This is a genomic window from Nocardiopsis sp. iso_25 (assembly GCF_056173305.1).
Genome location: NZ_CM149667.1, coordinates 2209190 through 2233945, shown reverse-complemented (window position 1 = coordinate 2233945; position 24756 = coordinate 2209190). Strand labels below are relative to the sequence as shown.

Genomic DNA, 24756 nt, shown 5'->3' with positions numbered 1-24756 from the left:
CCGCGATGGCGCCGCCGTTCCTCACCGTCGGCCACTCCGACCGCACGTTCGAGGAGTTCGCCGCACTGCTGCACGAGAACGGCGTGCACGCGGTGGTCGACGTGCGCAGACTCCCGGGTTCGCGCCGCAACCCGCAGTTCGACGAGGACACCCTTTCCGGGGCCTTGCGGAAAGTCGGCGTACGTTACCTGCGCGTCGCGGAACTCGGTGGACGGCGTCCGGTCACCAAGGACGTCTCCCCCGGGGTCAACGGATTCTGGCGCAACCGCAGCTTCCACAACTACGCCGACTACGCGCTTTCAGCCGGGTTCGGATCGGGGCTCGCCCGGTTGCGTGAGGCGGGTGCGGACCACCGCGCCGCCGTGATGTGCTCGGAGGCGGTCTGGTGGCGGTGCCACCGGCGCATCATCGCCGACCACCTGCTCGCCCGCGGCCACGAGGTCCTCCACGTCATGGCCGCCCACCGCGCCGACGCCGCCCGGCTCACGCCGGGGGCCGTCGTGCACGCCGACCGCACCGTCACCTACCCGGCGCGGTCCCCGGACGCGAACGACGGCGGGGACGCCCGGGCGGACGGGCCGTCCGGGGGGTGACGGAGGCCCGGCCCGGCCGGGGTGCACCGCGCCGAGGGCCACCGGCACACGCGCACGCGGACCGATCCGGGCGGGCACGGGCGCACTCGGACCGACCGCGCCGGCGGTCGGTCGGGAGCGGGCGCGCGAGGGCCGCATCCACCCATCCGGGCGAGCACCGTTCATCCGGGTGGGCACCGTAGGTCGTCGTCCCCCCGTTCCCACGCGACACGCGAGCAGCCCGAAACGCCCGCCGGGGTTCGTCGCGCCCCCACCCCGCGCGACACGCCGACGTCCCGAAAGGCCCGCCGGAAGCGGTACTCGGCGCGAAGGACGGCCCCGGTGGGTTTCACCGAACCCTCTTCTGGTTAACGTACGGGTGTTCCACCCGGCCGCGGGCCCCCGGCGACGGTGCCGGTTCTTGCGCCCCGGCACCACGCCTGACCGACCAGGAGGAGTGCGCCATGTTCCGCAAAGTGCTCGTGGCCAACCGGGGCGAGATCGCCATCCGCGCGCTGCGCGCCGGTTACGAGTTGGGCGCCCGCACCGTCGCCGTCTTCCCCCACGAGGACCGCGGCTCCCTGCACCGGCTCAAGGCCGACGAGGCCTACCAGATCGGCGAACCCGGCCACCCGGTGCGCGCCTACCTGTCCGTGGACGAGATCGTGGGCGCCGCCCGCCGGGCCGGGGCCGACGCCGTCTACCCCGGCTACGGCTTCCTGTCGGAGAACCCCGAGCTGGCCCGCGCGTGCGAGCGCGCCGGGATCACCTTCGTGGGCCCGCCCGCCGACGTGCTGGAACTGACCGGCAACAAGGCCAGCGCCGTGGCCGCCGCCCGGGAGGCGGGCGTGCCCGTCCTGGAGTCCAGCGAGCCCTCCGACGACGTGGAGGCCCTGGTGGCCGCCGCGGAGCGGATCGGCTTCCCGCTCTTCGTCAAGGCCGTGGCCGGAGGGGGCGGGCGGGGCATGCGCCGCGTCCAGGAGCCCGGACGGCTGCGCGAGGCGGTGGAGGCGGCCATGCGCGAGGCCTCCGCCGCGTTCGGCGACGCCACCGTGTTCCTTGAGCGCGCCGTGGTCGACCCCCGCCACATCGAGGTGCAGATCCTCGCCGACGGCGAGGGCGGCGTCGTGCACCTCTACGAGCGCGACTGCTCCCTCCAGCGGCGCCACCAGAAGGTCATCGAACTGGCCCCCGCGCCCAACCTCGACCCGGACCTGCGCGACCGCATCTGCGCGGACGCGGTGCGCTTCGCCCGCCGGATCGGCTACCGCAACGCGGGCACGGTCGAGTTCCTGGTCGGCGCGGACGGCAGCCACGTCTTCATCGAGATGAACCCGCGCATCCAGGTCGAGCACACGGTGACCGAGGAGATCACCGACGTGGACCTGGTGCAGTCCCAGCTGCGGATCGCCTCCGGCGAGACCCTGTCCGACCTGGGCATCTCCCAGGAGGGCGTCTACGTGCGCGGCGCGGCGCTGCAGTGCCGCATCACCACCGAGGACCCCGCCAACGGCTTCCGCCCCGACACCGGGACCATCAGCGCCTACCGCTCCCCCGGTGGCTCGGGCATCCGCCTGGACGGCGGCACCTCCGCGGCGGGCACCGAGATCAGCCCGCACTTCGACTCGCTGCTGGTCAAGCTCACCTGCCGGGGGCGCGACCTGGCCACCGCGGTCAGCCGGGCGCGCCGGGCCGTGGCCGAGTTCCGCATCCGCAGCATCGCCACCAACATCCCCTTCCTCCAGGCGGTGCTGGACGACCCCGACTTCCAGGCGGGGCGGATCACCACCTCCTTCATCGAGGAGCGCCCGCACCTGCTGACCGCGCGGCCCTCCGCCGACCGCGGCACGCGCCTGCTCACCTACCTGGCCGACGTCACGGTGAACAAGCCGCACGGGGAGCGCCCCCAGCTGGTGGACCCCGCCACCAAGCTGCCGCCGCTGCCCGAGCCCGCCGGGCCGCCGCCCCCGGGTTCGCGCCAGCGCCTGGCCGAGCTGGGCCCGGAGGGGTTCGCGCGGTGGCTGCGCGAGTCGCCCAACCTGGGCGTCACCGACACCACCTTCCGCGACGCCCACCAGTCGCTGCTGGCCACGCGGGTGCGCACCCGCGACCTGCTGGCCGCGGCGCCCGCGGTCGCGCACACCCTGCCCGAACTGCTGTCCCTGGAGTGCTGGGGCGGCGCCACCTACGACGTGGCGCTGCGCTTCCTGGCCGAGGACCCCTGGGAGCGGCTGGCGGCGCTGCGCGAGGCTGTGCCCAACATCTGCCTCCAGATGCTGCTGCGCGGGCGCAACACCGTGGGCTACACCCCCTACCCGACCGAGGTGACCGACGCGTTCGTGCGCGAGGCCGCCGAGACGGGCGTGGACGTCTTCCGGATCTTCGACGCGCTCAACGACGTCGAGCAGATGCGCCCGGCCATCGAGGCCGTGCGCGCGACCGGGACCTCGGTGGCCGAGGTGGCGCTGTGCTACACCTCGGACCTGTCCGACCCCGGCGAGAAGCTCTACACGCTGGACTACTACCTCAAGCTGGCCGAGCGGATCGTGGACGCGGGCGCGCACGTGCTCGCGATCAAGGACATGGCCGGCCTGCTGCGCGCTCCGGCCGCGGCGAAGCTGGTAACCGCGCTGCGCAGCGAGTTCGACCTGCCGGTGCACGTGCACACCCACGACACCCCGGGCGGGCAGCTGGCCACCTACCTGGCGGCGGTCAACGCCGGGGCGGACGCCGTGGACGGCGCGGTGGCGTCGATGGCGGGCACCACCTCGCAGCCGTCGCTGTCGGCGATCGTGGCCGCCTTCGACCACTCCGAGCACTCCACGGGCCTGAGCCTGGACGCGGTCAACGAACTGGAGCCGTACTGGGAAGCGGTGCGCCGGGTCTACGCACCCTTCGAAGCCGGATTGTCCTCCCCCACGGGCCGGGTGTACCACCACGAGATCCCGGGCGGGCAGCTGTCCAACCTGCGCACGCAGGCGGTCGCGCTGGGGCTGGGCGAGCACTTCGAGGAGGTCGAGGCGATGTACGGCGCCGCCGACCGGATGCTCGGGCACCTGGTGAAGGTCACCCCCTCCTCCAAGGTCGTGGGCGACCTGGCGCTGCACCTGGTCGGCGCGGGGGTCTCCCCGGCCGCCTTCGAGGCCGACCCCGGGCGCTTCGACGTCCCGGACTCGGTGGTGGGGTTCCTGCGCGGTGAGCTGGGCGTCCCGCCCGGCGGGTGGCCCGAGCCCTTCCGCACGCGGGCGCTCCAGGGGCGTTCCGAGGCGCGGCCCGCGCAGGCGCTGAGCGAGCAGGACCGCGCGGGGCTGGCCGGGGACCGGCGGGCCACGCTCAACCGGCTGCTCTTCCCCGGCCCGACGCGGGAGTTCGAGGAGCACCGGGCGGCCTACGGCGACACCAGCGTGCTCTCCAGCGCGGACTTCTTCTACGGCCTGCGCGCGGGCGAGGAGTACGCGGTGGACCTGTCGCCGGGTGTGCGGCTGCTCATCGAGCTGGAGGCGGTGGGCGAGGCCGACGAGCGCGGCGTGCGCACGGTGATGGCCACGCTCAACGACCAGCTGCGCCCGCTCCAGATCCGTGACCGGGCCCTGGCCTCGCAGGTGCGGACCGCCGAGAAGGCGGACCGCAACGATTCTGGGCAGGTCGCGGCGCCCTTCGCGGGCGCGGTGACCCTGACGGTCGCCGAGGGCGACGCGGTGGAGGCCGGTGCGACGGTGGCCACCATCGAGGCGATGAAGATGGAGGCCGCGATCACCGCGCCCGTGTCGGGGACGGTCACGCGGGTGGCGGTCGACCGGGTGCAGAAGGTGGAGGGCGGCGACCTGCTGGTCTGCCTGGGCTGAGCCCGGCACCGGGACGGCGGGGCGGCCGTTCGTCCGGGCCCGGCGGGCACCTGCGGGTGTCCGCCGGGCACTCTGCTCCCCCGAGGGCTCAGCCGGGGCCCGGCGCGACCTTGCGGGGGCGCTGTCCGTCCGGGGCGAGGGCGGGGGTTCCTCCGGACCGGACGAGGACTGGGCCGCAACCGGCCACGGAAGAACGGGAACCCCACGTGTCCCGGCGGCGTCGGAGCGTGTCGGTAAACCGCTGACACGAGAACGAAAGCTCCCCCTTTGACTCCCCTGCACCGCCACGGCGCCCTGACCCTCCTCGCCGCCCTGGTCCTGACCACCGGCTGCGGCCCCCGGCTCGACCTCCAGGACAGCCCGCGTCTGGAAGCCCTGCTGCCCTCCCCGAACGCCTACCCCGACGGGTTCGACGTGGACGATCTGGACGTCGACGAGATCCGGGGGGTGGACTTCGGCGGCGAGGCGGGCGCCGACGACTTCGGCGACGTGGAACCGGCCGAGTGCGCCGCCGTCCTCAACGGTGGCACCGGGCGGCTGCCAGCGGGGACCGTCGAGGGGGCGGCGCAGATCGCGGCCCCGCCCGGTTCCTCTCCGGGCGCGGCGACCTACGGTTACGTCCTGGTCTCGGGGGACTTCGGCGACGCTCCGGTCGAGGGCACCGGGTTCGGTCACCTGCTGGACACCTGTTCCAGGATGAGCGTGTCCGCGAACGGAGGGGTCGAGGGCGCGCTCGTCTCCAGGGAGTCGCCCTCCCTTCCCGAGGGCGGCGGCATGTTCTCGGTGACCCTGTACGGCGAGCGCTCGCACATGGCGGCGAGGACCGCGTGGGGCCAGGTCGGAGAGGTGTACTTCGTCCTCGTGGGGATGCGCACGAGCGGCTACTCGGGCGTGTCGTCCACGGAGCTCATGGAGGCGTGCCGGGAAGACGACTTCAGCGAGGAGTGCCGGGACGCCCACCGGGCTCAGATGGACAGGGAGGGGGACGCCCTGATGGAGGAGGAGTTCGAGCAGGTGCTGTCCCGCGCGGTGGAGAAGCTGGAGCGCGCCGCCTGAACCGGCGGGGCAGTACCGCGCCGAGGCGGTGACCAGCGGGTCAGCGGGAGGACACGACGGGGTGGCGGCGGCCGCACCGGGGCGCCGCGTACCCTCGAAGGCGTGAGGAACACGTTCGACGACCCGGCGGCCCTGGCGGCCCGGATGCACGAGGTCCTCGGCTCGGGCCCGGTGGTCGCGCTGACCGGCGCGGGCCTGTCCACGGACTCGGGCATCCCCGACTACCGCGGCCCGGACTCACCGCCGCGCAAGCCCATGACCTACCAGCAGTTCGTCGGCGACGCCGCCTTCCGACGCCACTACTGGGCCCGCAACCACGTGGGCTGGCGCCACGTGCACCGGACCCGCCCCAACGACGGCCACCGCGCGCTGGCCGCGCTGGAGGCGGGCGGCGCCCTGGCCGGCGTCATCACCCAGAACGTGGACACCCTGCACGGGGCGGCGGGCAGCAGGCGGGTGATCGACCTGCACGGCCGCTACGACCGCGTCATCTGCCTGGCCTGCTCGGCCGTGACCTCCCGCGAGAGCCTGGCCGGGCGTCTGAGCGCGCTCAACCCCGACTTCGCCGACGGGGTCCCCGACGTGGAGATCGCCCCCGACGCCGACGCGGTCCTGGCCTCCACCGAGGGGTTCCGCGTGGCCGACTGCGAGGGCTGCGGCGGCGTACTCAAGCCCGACATCGTCTACTTCGGCGAGAACGTGCCCAAGGCGCGCGTGCTGGAGGGCTACGCGATGGTGGACGGCGCGCGGGCGCTGCTGGTGGCGGGTTCCTCCCTGACCGTCTTCTCGGGGCGGCGCTACGTCAAGCGCGCCGTCGAGCAGGGCAAGCCGGTGGTGGTCCTCAACCGGGGCGCCACCCGCGCCGACGACGTCGCCGCGCTCACCGTCGACGCGGGCTGCTCCGAGGTGCTCACCGCCCTGGTCCACGCCTACGAGGCCGAGGACGCCGCCCCGGTCTGATCCGACCGCCGACCGTCGTCGCCGCGGTCCCGGCTCCTTCCCGCCCGGTTACGTTATCCACAACCCCGAGAACATATCCGTGCACTCCCCGTAGTCTTGAGAGGTCGGCGCCGTGTCCCGGGAGGGAGACCGCGTCGGCCCCGATGACGACGTCCCCCGGGGAGGACCGACTGTGGGTGCGATGGACGAGGCCGCTGTACGCGCGGAGCGCACGGACCTGCCGCTCAACCAACTGGTGGCGTCGGCGATGCTCATGCACGCCGTCGTCGCGATAGTCGAACTGGACGTGGTGGAGGACCTGGCGGACGGGCCGCGCCCGGTGGCGGACCTGGTCCGCCGCACCGGGGTCCCCGAGCAGACCCTGACGGCGGTGCTGCGGGCCGGGACGGTGAGCGGGCTGCTCTCGGAGCCCGCGCCCGGGTCGTTCGCCCTGACCGAGGCGGGCGGGCACCTGCGCGCCGGGGACCCCAGCGGCCTGTACGACCTCTTCCGGATGTGCACGCACGGCGCCTTCCTCCAGGCGTGGACCTGCCTGTCGCAGGCGGTGCGTTCCGGCCGTACGGCCTTCGAGGTGCACACCGGCCACCCGCTGTTCGCCTACCTGGAGCAGGAGCGGGGGGACGCCGAAGCCCTGTTCCGCAGGGCGATGGTCACGTCCGTGGCCGCCGACACCCTGCTGGAGAACGTGGACCTGTCCGGGGCCGAACGCGTGGCGGACCTCGGCGGCGGAGAGGGCTCGATGCTGGCCGCCCTCCTGCGGCGCCACCCGCGCATGGAGGGGGTGCTGTTCGACCTTCCGCACGTGGTGTCCGGGGCCGGGCCGCTGCTGCGGGAGCGGGGCGTGGCGGAGCGGTGCGCCGTGGTGGGGGGCAGCTTCTTCGACGGGGTGCCAACGGGGGTGGACGTCTACCTGATGGCACGGGTGATGCAGAACTGGCCGCGGCCGGATGCGGTACGGATCCTGCGCAACGTCCGCGCCGCGATGGGCGAGCGGTCCCGGCTGCTGATCATCGGACACCTGCCGCAGGGGGAAGGCACCACCCCCTTCCTCCAGGCGATGAGCCTGTACATGCTCGTCCTCTACGGCGCCCCGCTGCGCACGGAGGAGGAGTACCGGGAACTGTTCGCCGAGGCCGACCTCGCGCTGCACGCCGTGCACCGGGTCGAGGACGGGGAGTCGGTCATGGACGTCCGCCGCGCGTAGCGGGCCCCGTCCCGCCCGGGACGACACCCCAGTCGGAGCCGCTCCGTCCGGTGGCGCCCCGGGCGGGGCGCCACCGCGCGGCGGTCACGGGGACGCCAGCGCCTCCGCTTCCGGGGAGGTACGGCACCGGAGGGCCGGGCGGACGACCACGTGGGCCTGTCCTGGGTGGAAGCAGGAGGTGACGCCTCGCAGCGCGGACAGGATCGGCAGCAGGTCGTGGTAGCAGGACACCGAGGACGGCACCTCCAGTACCTCGGGGGTGCTGAGCAGGAAGGGCAGTTCGGCGCGCAGGTAGGCCAGCCCGGCGCGCAGCCTGGCGCCCTCCGGGTCCGGCTGGGTGCCCACGACCCGGCGTACGTGCTCCTCCCAGCAGCGGCGGATGCGGGGATCGGCGGCGTACTCCCGGTCGAGGCGCCGCTCGACCTCCCGGTAGCCGGGCAGCCGCGTGCACTGCGACAGGGCGAGGACGCGCACGTCCGCCCCGGCGGCCGACTCCGCGGCCGCCGTCTCCACCGCCCGCCGGATGCGCCGACGCACGTCCCTGAGCGTCCTGTTCGCCCGGACCGCGGCGTGCTCCCTGCTGCTGCCGGATGCCATGTACATGGCGTCCAGGTGCAGGTCGGTGTAGAGCACGTCGACCCGGGCGAAGCGGTCCCGCGCCCAGCACAGGAGCCGTGCGATCCGCTGCTGGCTGAAGTAGCTGTTCCCGGCGCTGATGCCGATGAGGGCGTGCTCCCCGCGCTCGAACACGCGACGGCAGGAACCGGTGAAGGGCAGGACGTCGAAGCCGTCCGGGGGCTCCGGGGGCGGCTCCGGCTCAGTCGGGGATGACATCGGGATCCTCCAGGACGGATGCCAGGCGATCGCACAGCTGGTCGAGCAGGGTGTCCAGTTCGTGGTCGCCCATCGCCCCGCACATGACGTCGTCCATCCGACCGCGCAGGGCGTCGAGTTCGGGGTGGTGCGGGCCGGTTCCGGCCGCGAGGGCCAGGACGCGCCGGGCGGCGTCCAGACAGCGGAACGTGCCGTACTGCCGTGGTTCGTCCAGCAGGCCGCGGCCGCTGCTGAGCAGGTAGGCGGCGAGAAGGAGGAGCTCCTCGCCGACCTGTCGGACCTCAGGTTCCCCAGCGCTCATGGCTGACCACCTCGTTCGGGTCTCGTCGGGGTGCGGGGGCGAGCGGCCGGGCGGGGTGCCCGATCGGAACCAGGAGCAGGGGTTCCAGGTGTTCGGGCAGGCCCAGGAGCCTGCGGACGGGGCCGGCGCGAAAACTCCCGGACGGGCACCCGCCCAGCCCCAGGCAGTGGGCCGCCAGAAGGAGGTTCTCCACCGCCATCGCGACGCAGAGCATGCCCTCGTCCCAGGAGCCCCTGGAGTCCCTGGAATCCGTCGAGCCCCCTGAGGCCCCCACGGCGCGAGAGCGGTCGAAGCAGGCCGCGACGACCAGGGGCGGGAGTTCGATGATCCCGGGGGCGAAGGCGCGCAGCAGCCTCAGCCTCCGCCGCTCGCGGACCGCGACGAAGGCCCACGCCTGCTTGTTGGACGCCGAGGGGGCGGCGAGCATGGCGTCCAGCATGGGGTCGAGGAGGGAGTCGTCCACCGGCCGGTCGGTGAAGGCGCGTACGGCGCGGCGGGTGGTCAGGGTCTGTAGGGCGTGTGATGACCGCTGAGAGGGGCACGGGTCCGCATCCGTCTCACTCGAACCCGTGTCCACAGTATGCGATTTTCTAAGCACGCTCCGTAGTTTACCCTGTTATACGGCTCCATGGATGCCGCATAGGCGCATCTGGCCGGCCCTCTCCGCACCCCCGGAGGGGCACCACCTGAAAGGACCGCGATGTCCGCATCCGCACCCCCGAGTCCTTCGGCCACGAAACTGTTCGAGCTCATCACCGCCAGCTGGGTGGCGGCCGCCGTGAGCGCGGCTGCCGAACTCGGCGTCGCCGACGCCATGACCTTCAAGCCCCTGCCCGTCGACGAGATCGCCGAGAGGGTCGGCGCCGACGCCGACGCCCTCCACCGCCTCCTGCGCGCCTGCGCCGACCTCGACCTGGTCGAGGAGGGGCCGCGGCGGCACTTCGCCCTGACCGGGCTCGGCCGCGCCCTACGCGGGGACGCGGCCGACTCCATGCGCGGCTACGCCCGGTGGGTCGGCAGCCAGGCCGAGCGGTCCACCATGGCCCACCTGGCCCGGGCGGTGCGGACCGGACGCTCGGTGTTCGAGGAGGTGCACGGCCGAACGGCGTGGGCCTACCTGGACGAACACCCCGAGACCGCGGCGGTCTTCGACGAGGGCATGACCGACATCTCCGCCCAGCTCACCCGGGGTGTGGCGGGCAGCTACGACTTCGGCGCGCATGAGACCCTCGTTGACGTCGGCGGGGGCCGGGGCAGGCTGCTGGCCATCGTGCTGTCGGCCCATCCCGGTCTGCACGGCGTGCTCTTCGACCGGTCCGACGTGGTCGCCCACGCCGGACCGGTGCTGGAGGGCGTCCGTGAGCGGTGCCGCGTCGTCAGCGGGGACTTCCTCTCCTTCGTCCCCGAAGGGGGCGACGCCTACCTGCTGTCGAACGTCATCCACAACTGGGGCGACCAGGACGCCGCGCGGATCCTCTCCCACTGCCGCGAGGCGATGACCCGCGACGGGCGCGTCCTGCTCGCGGAGGTGGTGGTGCCCGACTCCCCGGGTCCCGCCCGGACCGCCAAGTTCATGGACCTGAGCATGCTCGCCCACTGCGACGGCAAGCAGCGCACCAGGACCCAGTTCGCCGACCTCTTCGAGCAGGCCGGACTGAAGCTGACCCGTGTCCTGCCCAGCTACGGGACCAGCATCGTCGAGGGGGTGCGCGCCTGAGCGGCGCACCGGTGCCGCCACCGCGCCCGTGCGCGCCCGAGCCCGGCGCGCACGGGCACGGCTCAGCCCTCGTGGACGGCGGCGAGGAAGTCCAGCAGGGCCGCGTTGACCTCCCCGGGGCGCTCCTGCTGGGTCCAGTGGCCGCAGCCGGGCAGGGTGACGCCGGCGTGCAGCGCCGGTACGACCAGCGACAGGTTCTCCAGGAGTTCGGGAACGCCGCGCATGGCCCTGACCAAGTCCTTGTCCCCGCCCACGTACAGCGCGGGCACGTCGATGACGCGCCCCTGGAAGGGCGACATGAGCCCCTGGTTGCGGTCGATGTTGCGGTACCAGTTGAGCGGACCGGTGAAGGCGTCGGGGTCGGAGTAGTCGGCCGTGAAAGCGGCCAGGTCCTCCTCGGTGAGCCAGGAGGGCAGCTCCTCCGGTTCGGGCAGGGAGCCCAGTGCGCTCTCGCCCTCGGGCACGATCCACAGCCGGGGCTGGTCGAAGGGTGCGTCGCCGGATGCCCCGACCAGGATACGGCGCAGGGTCGAGGCGGGGTCGGCGGCCAGTTCGGCGTCGGCGACGCCCGGCTCCTGGAAGTAGGCCTGGTAGAAGCCGTCGCCGTAGACGGCGCGGGAGGCCGCGACCGACGGCAGCATGGCGGGCGGAACGGGCGGAACGCTCAGGCCCGCCACGCCGCGGACCAGGTCGGGGCGCATCATGGCGGTGGCCCAGGCCACCGGCGCACCCCAGTCGTGGCCGACCACGACCGCGCTCTCTTCCCCCAGCGCGGAGACGAGTGCGACGACGTCGCCGACCAGGTGGGGCAGGGTGTAGGCGTCCACCGCCTCGGGCCGGTCGCTGCGGGCGTAACCGCGCTGGTCGGGGGCGACCACGCGGTACCCGGCCCCGGCCAGCGGGGCGAACTGGTGGCGCCAGGAGTACCAGCTCTCGGGGAAGCCGTGCAGGAGCAGGACGAGCGGTCCTCTGCCCTGCTCGGCGACGTGCAGCCGGATTCCGTTGACCTCGACGTCCCGGTGTTCCACGTTCATGGCGTACGCGCTCCTCGTCGCTGAGGGGTGGGGTCACGGTCACGCTATACCGGCGGGTCCGGCTCCTCCAGGCTCCCTCGGGGAGTGGGGGTCGCACCCCGTGGACGGCGGCGCGGAATCACCACCGAAGCCCCATAAACGACATATATCCCACAAAAGGGATTCCACCCAGAAACCTCTTAATATTCCATGCCCGTAAAACACTGTTACCTATGGACTTGGGCGACAGGGAAAACCTACGGTGGAGGCTCGCGCTTACCCCCAGCGGTGAGGAGAATCGGCCATGACCGCGGCTCCCGAGGTTCCGGACATCCTTTCCCCGGAATTCCTTGCCAACCCCTATCCCGCCTACCGCGCCATGCGCGAGCGGGCGCCCCTGTTCTGGCACGAGGCCACCCGGAGCTACGTCGTCTCCCGGTACGAGGACGTCCGGCGCGCCTTCCGGGACGAGGCCTTCACCACCCGCAACTACGACTGGCAGCTGGAACCGGTGCACGGGCGCACCATCCTGCAACTGGACGGACGCGAGCACGCGGTGCGCCGCGCCCTGGTGGCACCGGCCTTCCGCGGCAGCGAACTGCGCGAGCGGTTCTGGCCCGTCATCGAGCGCAACAGCGGCGAGCTGATCGACGCCTTCCGGCACACGGGCGAGGTGGACCTGGTCGCGCAGTTCGCCACCCGCTTCCCCGTCAACGTCATCGCGGACATGCTCGGCCTGGAACGGGCCGACCACGACCGGTTCCACCGCTGGTACACCGCGATCATCGCCTTCCTGGGCAACCTGTCGCAGGACCCGCGGGTGGCCGAGGAGGGGCTGCGCACCCGCGAGGAGTTCGCCGCGTACATGCTGCCGATCATCCGCGAGCGGCGGGCGGACCCGGGCGGGGACCTGCTGTCCGCCCTGTGCACCGCAGAGGTCGACGGCACCCGGATGAGCGACGAGGACGTCAAGGCCTTCTGCAGCCTGCTGCTCGCCGCGGGCGGGGAGACCACCGACAAGGCCGTATCCAGCATGTTCGCCAACCTGGTCACCCACCCCGAGCAGCTCGCGCGGGTGCGCGAGGACCGCAGCCTGATCCCGCGCGCGTTCGCCGAGACGCTGCGCTACACCCCGCCCGTGCAGATGATCATGCGCCAGCCCGCGCACGACGTGGAACTGGGCGGCGGGACCGTGCCCGCCGGGGCGACCGTCATCTGCCTGATCGGCTCGGCCAACCGCGACGGCGACCGCTTCGCCGACCCCGACTCCTTCGACATCCACCGGGCCGAACTCGGGGACGCCACCTCGTTCTCCGCCGCGGCCGAGCACCTGGCCTTCGCCCTGGGGCGCCACTTCTGCGTGGGCGCCCTCCTGGCCGAGGCGGAGGTGCGGGTGGCGACCAACCAGCTGCTGGACGCCATGCCCGACGTCCGCCTGGCCGAGGGCGTCACCCTGGAGGAGACGGGGGTCTTCACCCGGGGGCTGACCCGGCTGCCGCTGCGCTTCACGCCGGTCCCCTCCCCGGGCTGAGCGGCGCCGCGGCGCGCGTCCGCCCCCCTACCGCTGCGGCGTGAAGCGCGCCGGGAGCTCGAACAGTCCGCGCATCCACAGCGACGGCCGCCACTCCAGCCGCTCCGGGGGCACCGCCAGCCGCACGTCCGGCAGCCGGTCCAGCAGGCTCTCCACCGCCGTGCGGGCGATCGTCTCCGCGATCTCCGGTGCCGGGAAGGGGCACCCGTGCTCGCCGTGGCCGAAGGACATCTGCGCGCGGTTGCCGCCGTAGACGTCGGGGAGCCCCGCGTGCAGGCGGGGGTCGGCGTTGGCCGCCGACAGCCCCAGCACCAGCATGTCGCCGCGCCGGATGCCGCGGCCGCCCAGTTCACAGGCCTGCACGGCCCACCGGCCGATGAAGTTCTGCGTGGGGGTGTTCTTCCACAGCACCTCGTTGAGGGCCTCCCCCGCGCTGCTGCGCCCGCCCCGCAGGTCGAGGGAGAACTGGTCGTCGGTCAGCATCAGGCGCAGGGCGTTGCCGATCCAGTTGCCCGTGGGCGCCTGGGCGGCGGCGAGGACCACCAGCAGGTCGACGACCGCCTCGGCGTCGCTCAGCCCCGCCGGGTGCAGCAGCAGCCGCGAGGGCACGTCGGCGCGGGGCGCGGCGCGGCGGTCGGCGACCAGGGCGTCCAGGCGGGCGTGCAGGCGCCGGTGGGCGCCGCCCGCGTCCGCGGTGACGTCGAGCGAGAGCACGACGTCGCGCACCAGCGCCGGTACCTCCGCCTCCGGCAGGCCGTAGAGGCGGGCGACCACCATCGCGGGGATCTGGTGGGCGTACTGCGAGACCATGTCGGCCTCGCCCTCCGCGCGGAAGGCGTCGACGAGCGTGTCGGCGGCCCGCTGGCACAGGGCCCTGAGGTCGGTGCGGTCCACGGCGTCCAGGGCGTCGCCGATCGCGCCCGCGCGCCGTTGGTGCTCGGCCCCCTCGGCGAACATGACCGAGGGCGTCCACATCACGTAGGGCAGGAGCGGCCAGTCGCGGCCGACGCGGTCCCACTGGTTCCAGCGGCGGCAGTCGCGGGCGAACCACTCGGGTCTGCTGGTGACGTGGTGCAGCTCCCGGTAGCCCATGACGAACCACGCCGGAACGTCGCCGTCGAGCAGCACGGGCGCGACCGGGCCGTAGCGCCCGCGCAGCTCCTCGTAGAGCCCGGCGGGGTCGCGGGCGATGTCGGGGCCGTAGAAGCGGGCGGCGCCCGCGTGGGCCGGGGAGGGTGGCGGCGGGCCGCTGCTGGCCGGTGCCGCGGCCTCCGGGCCCGGGGTGTGGTTCACGTCGTCTCCTGCGGGGTCGGCGCGGGCACGGGTGCGAACGCCGACGTCGGCGCGGGCGGGTACCCGGCCACGGGTCCGGACACGTGCTGGACGAGGGTGATCAGGACGTCGCGGCTGGACTCGCGGCTGCGGGCGTCGCAGTCCACCAGGGGGACCCGCTCGGACAGGTCCAGAGCGCGGCGCACCTCGGGCAGGTCGGGACCGGGGCCGAAGCGGTTCACCGCGACGACGAAGGGCGTGCGGTGGTGTTCGAGCCGGTCCACGGCGTACCAGGAGTCCTGGATGCGGTCGGTGTCCACGAGCACGACCGCGCCCAGGCTGCCCTCGAACAGCTGGTTCCACAGGAACCAGAACCGCTTCTGGCCGGGTGCGCCGAAGAGGTAGAGCACCCGCCGCTCGTCCACGGTGACGCGCCCGAAGTCGAAGGCCGCCGTGGTGGTGCGCTTGTCCCGGACGGCGCTGATGTCGTCGATCCCGGCGCTGGCCTGGGTCATGACCTCCTCGGTGCTCACCGGGCGCATCTCGCTGACGGAGCCGACCAGGGTGGTCTTGCCGACGCCGAACCCGCCGACGACGACGATCTTGAGCGCGTTGTCGGCCGTCGCTGCGAGCGGTGCCCGGCGCGGCTGGGCGAGCCGTTCAGAGTCGTTGGAGGGCAAGGAGCACCTGCTTCAGGGTCTCGGGGTCGTGTCCGGCCTCCTGCCGGGCGGGGACCACCGGGTGGCGGGCCGTCACCCGCCCCGTGTCCAGCAGGTCCAGCAGGAGGATCCGCACGACGCTGACGGGGAGCCGCAGCTCCGCGGACAGCTCCACCACGGCGGTCGGGTACGCGCACAGGCGCAGGATCGCGGCGTGCTCGGACTGCATGCCGGGCGCGGGGTCGCACTCGGCGACGACGAGGGTGACCGCGTCGAGGGCGCGGGTGTCCGCGTCGGAGCGCCCGCCGGTCACGGTGTACAGGCGGTCGGGGGCCTCTCCCCGGAGGGAGTCGTGATGGGTCACCGCTGCTCGGTGCCCGCGGGGGCCCGCTCGCCACGGCGCGGGGCGGCCGTCAGGAAGCCGCCGATCCGCTCGACGAGTTCGTTCATGCTGTGGCCGATCACGCCGACGTCGGCGTCCCCGTCGGCGATCACCGCCAGATGGGCGCCCTCCCCGGCGCGGATGATGAGCAGGACGCCTCCGCCGAACTCGGCCATGGCCTGGCCCGCGCCGCCCCGGTCGCCGAACTCGGCGGAGGCGCTCAGGGACAGGCTCTGGATGCCCGCGGCGATGGCGGCGAGCTGGTCGGCGCGGTCGGTGTGCAGTTCGCGGGTGTGGCACATCCTGAGTCCGTCCCTGGACAGCACGAGCACGTGGCGGATGCCGGGTGTGCGGTGGCGCAGGTTCTCCAGAAGCCAGTCGAGGCTGGTGTCCATGGTGTTCATCGGGGTCGCGGGGCAGTCGCGCGCGGGTCCGGTCGCGTGCCCCTCCCTCCGTTTCTCTTCTCTACTCTTCGGCTCGTTGTGGCTGGCGGGCGTTGCGGAAGGACGCGAACCTGGTGCCGGGGTCACCGCCGGGCGCAGGCGCGGCCGGAGCCGCGGAGAGCTGGTCGGGCTCCTCCCGCAGCGCCGCGGCCAGGGTCTGGCCGCGCCGCCGCCGGGGCAGCCCGGAGGCGGCGCGGGCGGGTGCGGGAGCGGTGCCGGGGCCCGGGGCCGCCGTGCCCGTCCGGAGATCCGGCCCCGAGGCGGGGGCGGGCCCCACGGGGCGGCGGGGGTGGTGCCCGGCGCGCGGGCCGCCGTGCGCGGGTTGGGACTCGGTGACCAGGTGCGGCGGCACGAGGACGACGACGCCGACGCCGCCGCGGGCCGAGGGACGGAAGCTGACGCCGAGCGCGTGCTTGTCGGCCAGTCGACCCACGACCGCCAGGCCCGTGCGGGTGCCGCGCAGCGTGGACAGGTCGCGGGGCTCGGTGACCAGGCTCTCGGCCAGCCTGCGCTCGCGCACGCGCATGCCCAGTCCGCTGTCCTCGACGGTGACGGACAGGCCGGTGTCCTCCTCCTGGACGTAGACGTGCACCTCGGTGCCGTGGGCGGAGAAGTTGGCGGCGTTGTCCATGAGTTCGGCCAGGGCCTGCATGACGCCCTCGGCCGCGTGCCCGGCGATGGAGGCGGTGCTGGTGTTGTGCAGGCGCACGCGGCGGTAGGCGCTGATGCGGCCCATGGCTCCGCGCAGGATGCTCTCCATGACGATGGGCCGGGTCCAGCGGCGGCCCGAGCGGCCCTCGGCCAGGACGACGAGGCCGTCGGCGAGGCGGCCGGTGCGGGATACGCCGTGGTCGATGTCCAGGAGGTCGCCGAAGATGCCGGGGCTGTCGCCGTAGCGGTCCTGGAGTTCGCGGAGCTTGGCCAGCAGGGAGGTCAGGTGGGCCTGGATGCGGGCGCCGGAGGCGGCGGTCGTCTCCATGGCCGAGGCGGAGCGGCGGTCGGCGGCCAGTAGCTCCTCCAGCGTGTGCGCGCGCAGGCGGGCGAGGGCTTCGTGGACGGGGGGCAGTTCCTCCCCCAGCGTTTCGGCGGCGCCGACGCGGTCCTCGCGGATGCGGGCGGCCATGAGCGGCAGGCCGACGCGGTCGAGGTCGGCGATCTGCTCCTCCAGCGCGGTGCGCCGGGCCAGGGCGTCGGCGGCGCGCACGCGCGCGGTGTCGAGTTCGGCGGTGACGGTGTGGGTGAGCCGGTGCAGCGCGACGTGGCGGGGCTGGGGGTGCTCGTCGAGGACCTCGCGTGCGGCGCGCCCCGCGCGCAGGCCCTCGACGAGGGCGGGCAGGAGCTCGTCGACCAGGTGCTCGGCCTCGCGTTCGAGGGCCTGGGCGGTGGCGTCGACCCGGGTGCCGTGCTCGCGGGCGGCGCGGGCCGCCGCGGCCTGGTGCGCCGCCGCGGTGACGGCGGCGCACAGGGCGGCCGCGGCCGCGCCGACGGCCAGGGCCACGCTCTGGCGGGCGTCGGGGTGGGCCGTGACGACCGCCCAGGACCAGGCGGGGGCCGCCAGCGCGGTCACGGCGAACAGGGCGGCCAGGGCCTGTCGTCCGGGGCGCGGGGGCCGCCGTCGTCGGTCGGGCGGGTGAACTGGCATGGGCGGGTTCCTCGCGGGGCAATCGTGCGAAGGGGGCGGGGCCGTGCCCGGACCCGTCGCCCGGTCTCCGGGCAGGGGAGGTCCACCCGGTTTTCCCACGGGGAATTCGAGGGCGGACGGAAATCACCGTAGACCACGGGCGAAAGGCACGTGGGCTTTCTCGCGAGGAACCCCGGTCAGACGGCGGAGAAGTGCGCCATCCCACTTTTTCCGCTCTTCTTAATTCTGACATACCCCCGTATTGCGCACTTGCCGCGCGGCTGCTCGGTTCAGGCGAAGAGGAGGAAGAGCGCGAGGACCACCGCGAGGAAGACCAGCGTGCCGATCGCGGAGTGGCGCCGGGAGGCGGCGCCCGCGTCGTCGGCGCGCGCGGGCAGACCGGGCCAGCACAGCACCGCGGCCGCGGCGGCCCCCGCGCTCAGTGCCACGTCCAGGTACCAGACCGCCACGGGGAAGACCGCCCATGTGGTCAGCAGCAGTGAGAGCACCAGGAAGAGGAGCGTGTTGACCGTCCGGTTCAGCACGTCCCAGCGGTCCGCGAAGCGGAACCTGCCCCGGCCGCGGAGCCGCAGGAGGACGTCCGCCGCGCTCAGGACGCAGACGCCGTTGAGGAACGCGGCCCCGACGTAGGGCAGCACATCCATCACGCTCATCGGGCGTCCTCCTCCGTCAGCAGCTCCAGGACGGGGTCTTCCAGTCCGGTGGTCGTGTTGCCGAAGGCCAGCACCGCGCGCCCGCCCTCCCGGTCCAGGGCGACCATGGAGGAGAAGCCGCCGGTGCCGCCGTTGTGCCAGGTGACCTCGGTACCGCCGTACTCCTGCGTGACCCAGGCGAACCCGATCCGGCGGTCCGGCCCGTCGTCCCAGCGCGGTTCCAGTGCCGCCGCGCCCGGGGCGGTGCCCTCCAGCAGCGCCCCGGCGAAACGCGCCATGTCGGCGGGGGTGGAGCGCACGCCCCCGGTGGGCGCGTAGGCGCGGGCCAGCCAGGGGTCGGCCCGGCGCCCCCTGTCGGTGTAGCCCCGGGTCGCGTCCTCGGGCAGGTCGTCCCCGGAGTCGGGCAGGGTCGTGTCGTCCATCCCCAGGGGGTCGAGCAGCCGCTCGCGCAGCAGAGTGGAGTAGTCGGTCCCGGCGGCGTTGGCCAGGGCGTGGCCCAGGATCGCGGTGCCCATGTTGGAGTAGTGGGACTCGCCGCGGTCGGACAGCTCCGCCGCGGCCACCTGCGCGACCAGGTCGTCGTAGTCGTAGGGGTAGGGGTCGTTGCCCAGGTAGGAGGCCGCCGCCGAGACCACGATGTCGGGCAGGCGGGGGGAGAGCCGGGGCAGGCCGGAGCGGTGGCTGGTCAGCTCGGCCAGGGTGACGTCGGCGGCGGGGGCGCCGTCCAGCTCGACCAGCTCCCCGAGCCGGGTGTCCGCGGTGACCTCGCCGCGTTCCATGGCGATGGCGAGCAGCATCCCGGTCATGCCCTTGGTGACCGAGCCGATCTCGTAGTCGGTGCCGTCGTCGGCGCCGAAGTGCGCGAAACCCACCCGTCCGCCGTCGACCTCGACGACGCTGACGCGGTCGCGCACGCCCTCGGACAGCAGCGGGCGGGCCCGGTCCAGGAGCCCGGGGTCCCCGGACTCCTCGGCGGACAGGGCGGATGTGTGCGGCCGTGCGGCGATCCCGAGTACGACGACCAGGACGGCCGCCGCACAGGCGACCGCGACGGTCCCTCTTCTGGCTCTCACGGAACCCTCCTTACTGGGGCGCTCCCCCGGCCGCCGTGAGGATGGCGAGCAGGGGGACGACGCGTTCCGGTGGAATGGCGTAGTGGCCGCGCCGGACGGTGATGAGCCATCCGGCGGCGGCGAGCAGGTTGACGTGGTGGTAGATCTGGCCGGTCGTGCCGAAGTCGGAGCGCTCGGCCAGTGCGGCGACGGTCCCGGTTCCCCTCCAGACCGCCTGTAGCAGCTGGAGCCGGACGGGATTGCCCAGGGCGTCGAGGCTGGCGGCGTGGCGGGCCCAGTCGGACTCCTCCAGGCGCTCGACCGGCAGTCCCTGCTGCCACTCCAGCGCGTTCTCCTCCCCCTCGCCGTCGCGGACGATCCCCGCGAAGACCACGCCGCCGTGTCCGGTGACGCGCTCCCGCAGGGCGTTGAGCGCGAAGAACACGTCTCCGAGCGCCTCGGCCCGGGGTGTCTCGGCCGCGCGTTCGCCGACCGCCTCCAGGGCGCCGACCCGCGCCTCCAGCTCGGCCAGCCGCTCCTCCGTCGTCCTGTCCACCGCGCCTCCACCTTACATGCTTTTCCGTAATTACGTAATTTTAGATTACCAGGCCCGTGAGCTTTGCCCGATCCGTAGGAACGGGTGGGGTGTCGCTGACCCGAGGAGTCGGATGATGAAGACAAGGCGCGCGGCTCGCGCATCCGCAAGAGGGACACCCGAGCGGCCGTTCCCACGTCCCGGACCGCGCAGAGGCCAGCGGGGACGGCCGGGAAGGATCCGTGAACATGCGAACGCAGGCAGCCAACGGCTGGCAGTTCTTCGTCGCGACACTGCTGATCGTCATCGGGGCGGTCAACGTCATCCAGGGGCTGGTGGCGCTCCTGACCCCCGAGTTCTACGCCGCGGCGAGCACGGAGGTGCTCCTGTTGGGGTACACCTCCTGGGGCGTGCTGCTGGGCCTGTGGGGGGCGGTGCTGATCGTCGCCGGTCTGGCCGTGCTGTCCCGCAGCACGTGGGCCCGGGGCTTCGCCCTGATCCTCGCCTCGGTGAACGCCGTCGCCCAACTGGGTTTCGTCATGGCGATGCCGCTGTGGTCGATGGTGGCCATCGCCGTGGACCTGCTGGTGATCTACGGCCTGACCGCCGGCTGGCCCGACCGCGAACGTGAGTCCGGGCGCACCGAACACCACGAGGGCGCCTACCAGAGCGGGTACAACGCCGCCCACGCGGCGCCCAGGCCCGCGCAGTCCCCGGAGGGGGGCGCCGGCTCGCCGCAGCAGACGGCGGGACCGCAGCAGACCACCGGGCAGAACTACTGAGAGCCCCTCCCGGGCCGCCCCCGTTCCCCAGGACGGGGGCGGTTTCGCGCGCCCGGGGGCGGCCGCCGTGGACAGGGCCGGCGGCCGCCGGGGACACGGCCGGGGGCGGCGGCCTCGGCCACCGCCCCCGGCGGGTCGGTCACTCCCCCGCGGAGCGCCTCAGTCCTCTCCCCCGCCCGTGTCGTCGGTGAGGTAGTTGGCCAGGAACCCGAGGACCCCGAAGGCCGCCGCGGCCGCGACCGCGGGGACGAACAGCAGGTCCGAAGTGGTCGTGATCCAGTCCGGCCGCTGCGCGACGACCCCGGCCAGCTGACCGGCGACGAGCAGGACGCCGAGGAGGAAGCAGGCGACGAGGCCCAGCTTGAACAGGGTGCGCACCACGAGGAGGGCGCGGGATCTGATGGTGGTCATGTTCAGCCTCCGAAGACCGGTAGGACGCCCCAACCGATGAGGCAGCCGATCAGGAAGATCGGGATCATGTAGTAGACGATCAGCGGCAGGAAGGTGCTCTCGGGTCGGGCTCCCGTCAGTCCGGCCGCCACGAAGATCGACCCGGACGCGGGCGGCGAGGCCCCCTCGGTGGAGGCGAACACCAGGATGGCGATCACCGCCAGCAGCGGGTCGACGCCCACGCCCACCAGTGCCAGGAAGGAGATCTGCCCGACCGCGGTGAGGGTGGCCGTGGAGGAGAGCGGCCCGGCGACCAGGGCGATCACCAGTCCGACGGCCACCACCAGCAGGACGCGGTTGACCGGCAGGTTCTCCAGCAGGGTGTTGACGTCCTCCGCGAGCCCGAGGCGGGCCAGGATCTCGCTGGCCGCGATGGCGAAGAACAGCAGGGCCCCGATGGTGGCGAACTTGGGCAGGGCGCCGTCGAGCAGGGCCGACCAGTCCCGCGTATTCCGGGGCAGGCGGTCGCGTCCGGCGACGAGGGAGAACACGATGATCAGGATCGGGATCCAGATCAGCAGCGAGATCTCCCCCATGGCCTCGCCGAGCGGGGTGGAGTTCTCCAGGTAGGCGGCCAGGGGGCCCGCCGTGACCACGATCGGGATGAGCGCGCCCAGGAAGATGGTCAGGGCTCCCGCGCCCTGCCGCAGGGACTCGCGCAGGGGCAGCAGGTCGGTCTCGTCGGCCCTGGGGATACCGTCCCTGCGCACGAAGTACGCGATCAGGGCGAACCTGAGCAGGATCTGGTAGGTCCCGGCCGCGAGCAGGCCCATGTAGACCTGGCCGGTACTGACCATGCCCCCGGCGAAGCCGATCATGATGACCATGGAGGCGCTGGGGGGCAGGGCCGCGCCCATCCCCCCGTTGCCGGCCATCACCGTGGCGGCGCGGGTGGGGGACCACCCCGTGCGCACCATCCAGGGGCCGGTGAAGGAGCCGCTGGAGGCGGTGTTGGCGGAGTTGGACCCGGACAGGGCGCCGAAGACCGCGGAACCGGCCGTGTCGATGAAGGCGGGACCGCCGCGGACGCGCCCGAAGAGGGAGTTCAGGATAGCCAGGATCCGCTGGATCAGGCCCGTGACGTCGATCAGGTAGGCCATGAACACGAAGGCCAGGGCCGCGTAGAGCACCTCGTGGGTGAGGGCGTCGACCAGCCCCCGCAGCAGGTACGCGGGCGCCTGTGCCCCGGCGAACAGCGCGGTGACGACCAGTCCGAGCAGCATCGCCTCGCCCATGTTCCGTTTGAACACGACGTTCCAGACGATGATCACGGCGATGAAGGCCGCCAGGGCTAGGAGTGCGATGGGCATGGGTGGACCTTCGGGAGGGGAGTCGGGGAGTGGTGGCGGCCGGGTGCGGCGGGGGAAGGATCCGGCCGGGGACCGGCGGAGCGGGAACCGGCAGGGCGGAGACCGGCGGGGCGGCGACCGGCGGAGCGGGGACCGGCGGAGCGGGCGCTCACCGGCGTTCCGCCCGGATGGTGGCGCGGCGGCGCTCCTCCTCCGCCACGACCTCGCGGGCCGCGCTCAGGGTCTGCTCCGCCTCCAGGCGGGGGACGAAGAACACCCCGTCGCCGTCGGCGACCACGATGTCCCCGGTGGAGCAGACCGCGCCGCCCACCGAGACCGTCCGGCCCACGTGCCCGGGGCCGTCCTTGTAGGGCCCGGCGGGCGAGATCCCGGCCGCCCAGACGGGGAAGCCCAGGTCGCGGAGCTCGTCGGCGTCCCGGACCGCGCCGTCGACCACCATGCCGCGCACGCCCCGGTTGAGGGCGCGTTCGGCGATGAGCTCGCCCAGCAGGGCGCGTGAGGTGTCGCCCCCGCCGTCCACGACCAGGACGTCCCCCGGCCGCGCGACGGCCAGCGCCCGGTGCAGGGCGCGGTTGTCGCCGGGGCGGGTCAGGACGGTGAGTGCCCGGCCGGTGACGCTCGCCCCGGGCCAGACCGGGCGGACGCGCGAGGAGACGAAGCCCAGCCGGTCGCGGCCGTCGCCGATGGCGGCGGTGGGGACGCCGGCGTAGGCGTCGGCCAGTTCGCGCGCGTCCTCCCCGCCCGAGCGCGCCAGGAACAGGTGGCGGTCGGCGGCCCCGGTGCTCACCTGTGCCTGGACGCCCAGTTCATCGAGGAGTTCGACGCTGGAGCGGAGTTCGTGCGCCCTGCGCAGGGCGTGCAGGCGCGTGCCCTTGTCCAGGCGCTCCAGCGCGGAGGTGCCGTCGGCGAGCGCGTCGGCGACCTGTGTGCGCATCCACGCCTCCTCCCCCGCGGCCCTTCCGGCGTCCACGGCCTCGGTGATCAGGGCTCCCAGGCCCTTCATGAAGACACTGCGCAGCAGCTTTCGCCGTGACGCGGCCCCGACCTCGCCGCCGACGGGCTCGGCATCGGAGCCCACCGCCCGGAGCAGCCGGGCGGCGGCCTCGGAGGCGGGACCGGAGAGCAGGACGTTGACCTCGGCACCGTACCTGAGCACCGAACCGATGATCGCACCGTCCACGACCTGGGCGGATTCCCCCAGAGCCGCCTCCACCCCGGTCTTGGTGGCCGGGGAGGCGGCGTTGAGGTCCACGTACACCGCGTCCCTGCGCAGCAGCGGCCGGGCGTCCTCGGCCGCCGTCACCGCGTACGCGGCCGTGGTGAGGCTGAGGACCAGGTCGGCGTCGGCGACCGCCTCGCCGGTCGAGGCGGCCCGCGCCACCCCCTCGGGCGTCCGCGCCCCCGGCGAGGGGTCGTAGCCGACGGTCTGCCAACCGGCGGCCGCGAACGCGCCGGCGTAGACGGCACCGGCTTCTCCGAGCCCGAGCACGGCGACCTTCATGATCCCACCCTCTATCATTGAGTGATAGCTTCTGTTGCCTGTTGATAGTGAGTGTGACCTGCGACGCTTCGCGGTGTCAACCTGCCGGAAACCCGTCCGCTACGTTGAGGGGAGGGCGGCGATGCGCGCATCGCCTTGGGGGCGGGCACATCGGCCTCCTCCCGGGACAGTGCGAACTCCCGGACAGGACGAACTCCCGGGACAGGGCGAAGCCCCGGGACAGGACGAACGACGACGGAAGGGCGGGCGAGGGCACGGATGGGAGCGACGGCTGGGGGTGGCAACCAGGGGCGCACCCTGGACCGGGCTCTGGACGTGCTGGAGTGCCTGGAGCGGGCGCGCGGCCCCCTGCGGCTCAGCGACATCGCGCGGGAGAGCGGGCTCCACCTGGCCACGACGCAGCGCACCGTCAACCAGCTCGTACGGCGCGGATACGTCCAGCAGGAGCGCCTGGGCTACTCGCTCGGGCCGGTGGTGCTGTCCCTGGCGCACTCCTTCGTCGTCAACGACCGCCTCTGCAGCGTCGCGACGCCGATCCTCACCGAACTGTCGGCCACGACCGGTCTGACCTCGTCGGTCTACGTGCGCTCGGGACAGGAGCGTATCCTCATCGCGCGCGTGGACGGAGCCGACCCGCTGCGCTACCAGTTCCCGATCGGGCGCCGGGTGCCCCTCTACATCGGCGGCGGCAAGGTGCTGCTCAGCGACTGGGACGACCAGGAGCTCGACGCCTACCTCGCCGACCACGCCGAGGTGCGCCTGGCCTCGGGCAGGACCCAGGACGCCGCCGACCTCCGGGCGCAGATCGAGCGGATCCGGGAGGTCGGCTACCACCTCGCCGAGTCCGAGCGCGAGCCCGGCGCCCTCAGCCTGACCCGGCTGCTGTACGACTCCGAGGGCGAGGCCCTGGGCGCCGTCAACCTGGTGACCACCAGTGACAGGACCAGTCCCGGGGAGTTGTTGTCCCAGCTTCCGGAGCTGTCAAGGGGCGCCAACGCCATCGGGGTGCGCGCCTGAGGCGTCACCCGGCGGGGCGGGCGAC

The 24756-nt window shown here is 73.5% G+C and carries 24 protein-coding genes; 9 read left to right on the top strand and 15 right to left on the bottom strand.

Annotated features, from left to right (window positions below; genetic code table 11):
• The first annotated feature begins 5 nt into the window (after positions 1-5).
• From AC0VX6_RS09730 to AC0VX6_RS09710, 5 genes are all read left to right on the top strand, one after another.
• A complete protein-coding gene (locus AC0VX6_RS09730; protein WP_475468243.1) occupies positions 6-593 on the top strand; it encodes a DUF488 domain-containing protein in 588 nt (195 codons plus the stop codon).
• Between the two features lie 443 nt (positions 594-1036).
• Positions 1037-4417: a pyruvate carboxylase gene (locus AC0VX6_RS09725; RefSeq protein WP_475468241.1), complete on the top strand. Its 3381-nt coding sequence runs from the start codon at positions 1037-1039 to the stop codon at positions 4415-4417.
• A 267-nt stretch (positions 4418-4684) separates the two neighbouring features.
• Positions 4685-5473: a hypothetical protein gene (locus AC0VX6_RS09720; protein WP_475468239.1), complete on the top strand. Its 789-nt coding sequence runs from the start codon at positions 4685-4687 to the stop codon at positions 5471-5473.
• 102 nt (positions 5474-5575) lie between these two features.
• A complete protein-coding gene (locus AC0VX6_RS09715; protein ID WP_475468237.1) occupies positions 5576-6433 on the top strand; it encodes an NAD-dependent protein deacetylase in 858 nt (285 codons plus the stop codon).
• 181 nt (positions 6434-6614) lie between these two features.
• On the top strand, positions 6615-7637 hold the full coding sequence (locus AC0VX6_RS09710) for a methyltransferase (RefSeq protein WP_475468235.1): 1023 nt from the start codon (positions 6615-6617) through the stop codon (positions 7635-7637).
• Positions 7638-7721: 84 nt separating this feature from the next.
• On the opposite strand, the gene AC0VX6_RS09705 is transcribed toward AC0VX6_RS09710, so the two are convergent.
• Genes AC0VX6_RS09705 through AC0VX6_RS09695 form a run of 3 tightly spaced genes read right to left on the bottom strand, consistent with a single transcriptional unit; the run spans position 7722 to position 9277 of the window.
• Entirely contained in the window at positions 7722-8471 is a 750-nt protein-coding gene (locus tag AC0VX6_RS09705; protein ID WP_274977202.1) for a tRNA-dependent cyclodipeptide synthase, read from the bottom strand.
• Positions 8455-8772, bottom strand: a complete 318-nt coding sequence (locus tag AC0VX6_RS09700) for a DUF6092 family protein (protein ID WP_274977201.1) — start codon at positions 8770-8772, stop codon at positions 8455-8457. Before AC0VX6_RS09700 ends, AC0VX6_RS09705 begins: the two co-directional genes overlap by 17 nt.
• Positions 8753-9277 (bottom strand): nitroreductase family protein, encoded by a 525-nt coding sequence (locus AC0VX6_RS09695; RefSeq protein WP_302475399.1) that lies wholly within the window; start codon positions 9275-9277, stop codon positions 8753-8755. The genes AC0VX6_RS09700 and AC0VX6_RS09695 overlap by 20 nt, the downstream gene beginning before the upstream one ends.
• Before the next feature lie 195 nt (positions 9278-9472).
• On the opposite strand from AC0VX6_RS09695, the gene AC0VX6_RS09690 reads away from it, so the two are divergent.
• The gene (locus AC0VX6_RS09690; RefSeq protein ID WP_475468232.1) at positions 9473-10489 is read left to right on the top strand and encodes a methyltransferase; all 1017 of its coding nucleotides are present in this window, start codon (positions 9473-9475) and stop codon (positions 10487-10489) included.
• 62 nt (positions 10490-10551) lie between these two features.
• On the opposite strand, the gene AC0VX6_RS09685 is transcribed toward AC0VX6_RS09690, so the two are convergent.
• On the bottom strand, positions 10552-11523 hold the full coding sequence (locus AC0VX6_RS09685; protein WP_475468230.1) for an alpha/beta fold hydrolase: 972 nt from the start codon (positions 11521-11523) through the stop codon (positions 10552-10554).
• Positions 11524-11806: 283 nt separating this feature from the next.
• Between AC0VX6_RS09685 and AC0VX6_RS09680 the strand changes: the two genes are divergently transcribed.
• Positions 11807-13033, top strand: a complete 1227-nt coding sequence (locus tag AC0VX6_RS09680; RefSeq protein ID WP_475468228.1) for a cytochrome P450 — start codon at positions 11807-11809, stop codon at positions 13031-13033.
• 27 nt (positions 13034-13060) lie between these two features.
• Here AC0VX6_RS09680 and AC0VX6_RS09675 read toward each other — a convergent pair whose 3' ends face one another.
• From AC0VX6_RS09675 to AC0VX6_RS09640, 8 genes are all read right to left on the bottom strand, one after another.
• Positions 13061-14326 carry a cytochrome P450 gene (locus AC0VX6_RS09675; protein ID WP_475468226.1) on the bottom strand — a complete coding sequence of 422 codons (1266 nt, stop codon included), beginning with the start codon at positions 14324-14326 and terminating at the stop codon, positions 13061-13063.
• Positions 14323-14985: a GTP-binding protein gene (locus AC0VX6_RS09670; protein WP_274977195.1), complete on the bottom strand. Its 663-nt coding sequence runs from the start codon at positions 14983-14985 to the stop codon at positions 14323-14325. The genes AC0VX6_RS09675 and AC0VX6_RS09670 overlap by 4 nt, the downstream gene beginning before the upstream one ends.
• A complete protein-coding gene (locus AC0VX6_RS09665) occupies positions 14966-15328 on the bottom strand; it encodes a DUF742 domain-containing protein (RefSeq protein WP_274977194.1) in 363 nt (120 codons plus the stop codon). The genes AC0VX6_RS09670 and AC0VX6_RS09665 overlap by 20 nt, the downstream gene beginning before the upstream one ends.
• Positions 15325-15750: a roadblock/LC7 domain-containing protein gene (locus AC0VX6_RS09660; protein WP_274977193.1), complete on the bottom strand. Its 426-nt coding sequence runs from the start codon at positions 15748-15750 to the stop codon at positions 15325-15327. The genes AC0VX6_RS09665 and AC0VX6_RS09660 overlap by 4 nt, the downstream gene beginning before the upstream one ends.
• Positions 15751-15811: 61 nt before the next feature.
• Positions 15812-17431 carry a sensor histidine kinase gene (locus AC0VX6_RS09655; RefSeq protein ID WP_475468223.1) on the bottom strand — a complete coding sequence of 540 codons (1620 nt, stop codon included), beginning with the start codon at positions 17429-17431 and terminating at the stop codon, positions 15812-15814.
• A gap of 269 nt (positions 17432-17700) precedes the next feature.
• Positions 17701-18084 (bottom strand): hypothetical protein, encoded by a 384-nt coding sequence (locus tag AC0VX6_RS09650; RefSeq protein ID WP_274977191.1) that lies wholly within the window; start codon positions 18082-18084, stop codon positions 17701-17703.
• On the bottom strand, positions 18081-19157 hold the full coding sequence (locus AC0VX6_RS09645) for a serine hydrolase domain-containing protein (RefSeq protein ID WP_475468221.1): 1077 nt from the start codon (positions 19155-19157) through the stop codon (positions 18081-18083). The genes AC0VX6_RS09650 and AC0VX6_RS09645 overlap by 4 nt, the downstream gene beginning before the upstream one ends.
• A 10-nt stretch (positions 19158-19167) precedes the next feature.
• Positions 19168-19692 carry an ArsR/SmtB family transcription factor gene (locus AC0VX6_RS09640; RefSeq protein ID WP_274977189.1) on the bottom strand — a complete coding sequence of 175 codons (525 nt, stop codon included), beginning with the start codon at positions 19690-19692 and terminating at the stop codon, positions 19168-19170.
• 227 nt (positions 19693-19919) lie between these two features.
• Here AC0VX6_RS09640 and AC0VX6_RS09635 point away from each other — a divergent pair, with 227 nt between their 5' ends.
• Positions 19920-20453 carry a DUF7144 family membrane protein gene (locus tag AC0VX6_RS09635; protein WP_274977188.1) on the top strand — a complete coding sequence of 178 codons (534 nt, stop codon included), beginning with the start codon at positions 19920-19922 and terminating at the stop codon, positions 20451-20453.
• A 159-nt stretch (positions 20454-20612) separates the two neighbouring features.
• On the opposite strand, the gene AC0VX6_RS09630 is transcribed toward AC0VX6_RS09635, so the two are convergent.
• The 3 genes from AC0VX6_RS09630 to AC0VX6_RS09620 form a co-directional block, all read right to left on the bottom strand.
• The gene (locus AC0VX6_RS09630; protein WP_274977187.1) at positions 20613-20864 is read right to left on the bottom strand and encodes a hypothetical protein; all 252 of its coding nucleotides are present in this window, start codon (positions 20862-20864) and stop codon (positions 20613-20615) included.
• A gap of 2 nt (positions 20865-20866) precedes the next feature.
• Positions 20867-22213: a TRAP transporter large permease subunit gene (locus AC0VX6_RS09625; protein ID WP_274977186.1), complete on the bottom strand. Its 1347-nt coding sequence runs from the start codon at positions 22211-22213 to the stop codon at positions 20867-20869.
• A 148-nt stretch (positions 22214-22361) separates the two neighbouring features.
• Positions 22362-23714: an RraA family protein gene (locus AC0VX6_RS09620; protein ID WP_274977185.1), complete on the bottom strand. Its 1353-nt coding sequence runs from the start codon at positions 23712-23714 to the stop codon at positions 22362-22364.
• 258 nt (positions 23715-23972) lie between these two features.
• On the opposite strand from AC0VX6_RS09620, the gene AC0VX6_RS09615 reads away from it, so the two are divergent.
• A complete protein-coding gene (locus AC0VX6_RS09615) occupies positions 23973-24731 on the top strand; it encodes an IclR family transcriptional regulator (protein ID WP_274977184.1) in 759 nt (252 codons plus the stop codon).
• Positions 24732-24756 lie beyond the last annotated feature (25 nt).

Coding starts and splice junctions, on each gene's coding strand:
- AC0VX6_RS09730 (WP_475468243.1), top strand. CDS start 6: ATGGCGCCGCCGTTCCTCACCGTCGGCCACTCCGACCGCACGTTCGAG.
- AC0VX6_RS09725 (WP_475468241.1), top strand. CDS start 1,037: ATGTTCCGCAAAGTGCTCGTGGCCAACCGGGGCGAGATCGCCATCCGC.
- AC0VX6_RS09710 (WP_475468235.1), top strand. CDS start 6,615: ATGGACGAGGCCGCTGTACGCGCGGAGCGCACGGACCTGCCGCTCAAC.
- AC0VX6_RS09705 (WP_274977202.1), bottom strand. CDS start 8,471: ATGTCATCCCCGACTGAGCCGGAGCCGCCCCCGGAGCCCCCGGACGGC.
- AC0VX6_RS09700 (WP_274977201.1), bottom strand. CDS start 8,772: ATGAGCGCTGGGGAACCTGAGGTCCGACAGGTCGGCGAGGAGCTCCTC.
- AC0VX6_RS09690 (WP_475468232.1), top strand. CDS start 9,473: ATGTCCGCATCCGCACCCCCGAGTCCTTCGGCCACGAAACTGTTCGAG.
- AC0VX6_RS09685 (WP_475468230.1), bottom strand. CDS start 11,523: ATGAACGTGGAACACCGGGACGTCGAGGTCAACGGAATCCGGCTGCAC.
- AC0VX6_RS09680 (WP_475468228.1), top strand. CDS start 11,807: ATGACCGCGGCTCCCGAGGTTCCGGACATCCTTTCCCCGGAATTCCTT.
- AC0VX6_RS09660 (WP_274977193.1), bottom strand. CDS start 15,750: ATGAACACCATGGACACCAGCCTCGACTGGCTTCTGGAGAACCTGCGC.
- AC0VX6_RS09655 (WP_475468223.1), bottom strand. CDS start 17,431: ATGCCAGTTCACCCGCCCGACCGACGACGGCGGCCCCCGCGCCCCGGA.
- AC0VX6_RS09650 (WP_274977191.1), bottom strand. CDS start 18,084: ATGAGCGTGATGGATGTGCTGCCCTACGTCGGGGCCGCGTTCCTCAAC.
- AC0VX6_RS09635 (WP_274977188.1), top strand. CDS start 19,920: ATGCGAACGCAGGCAGCCAACGGCTGGCAGTTCTTCGTCGCGACACTG.
- AC0VX6_RS09630 (WP_274977187.1), bottom strand. CDS start 20,864: ATGACCACCATCAGATCCCGCGCCCTCCTCGTGGTGCGCACCCTGTTC.
- AC0VX6_RS09625 (WP_274977186.1), bottom strand. CDS start 22,213: ATGCCCATCGCACTCCTAGCCCTGGCGGCCTTCATCGCCGTGATCATC.
- AC0VX6_RS09620 (WP_274977185.1), bottom strand. CDS start 23,714: ATGAAGGTCGCCGTGCTCGGGCTCGGAGAAGCCGGTGCCGTCTACGCC.
- AC0VX6_RS09615 (WP_274977184.1), top strand. CDS start 23,973: ATGGGAGCGACGGCTGGGGGTGGCAACCAGGGGCGCACCCTGGACCGG.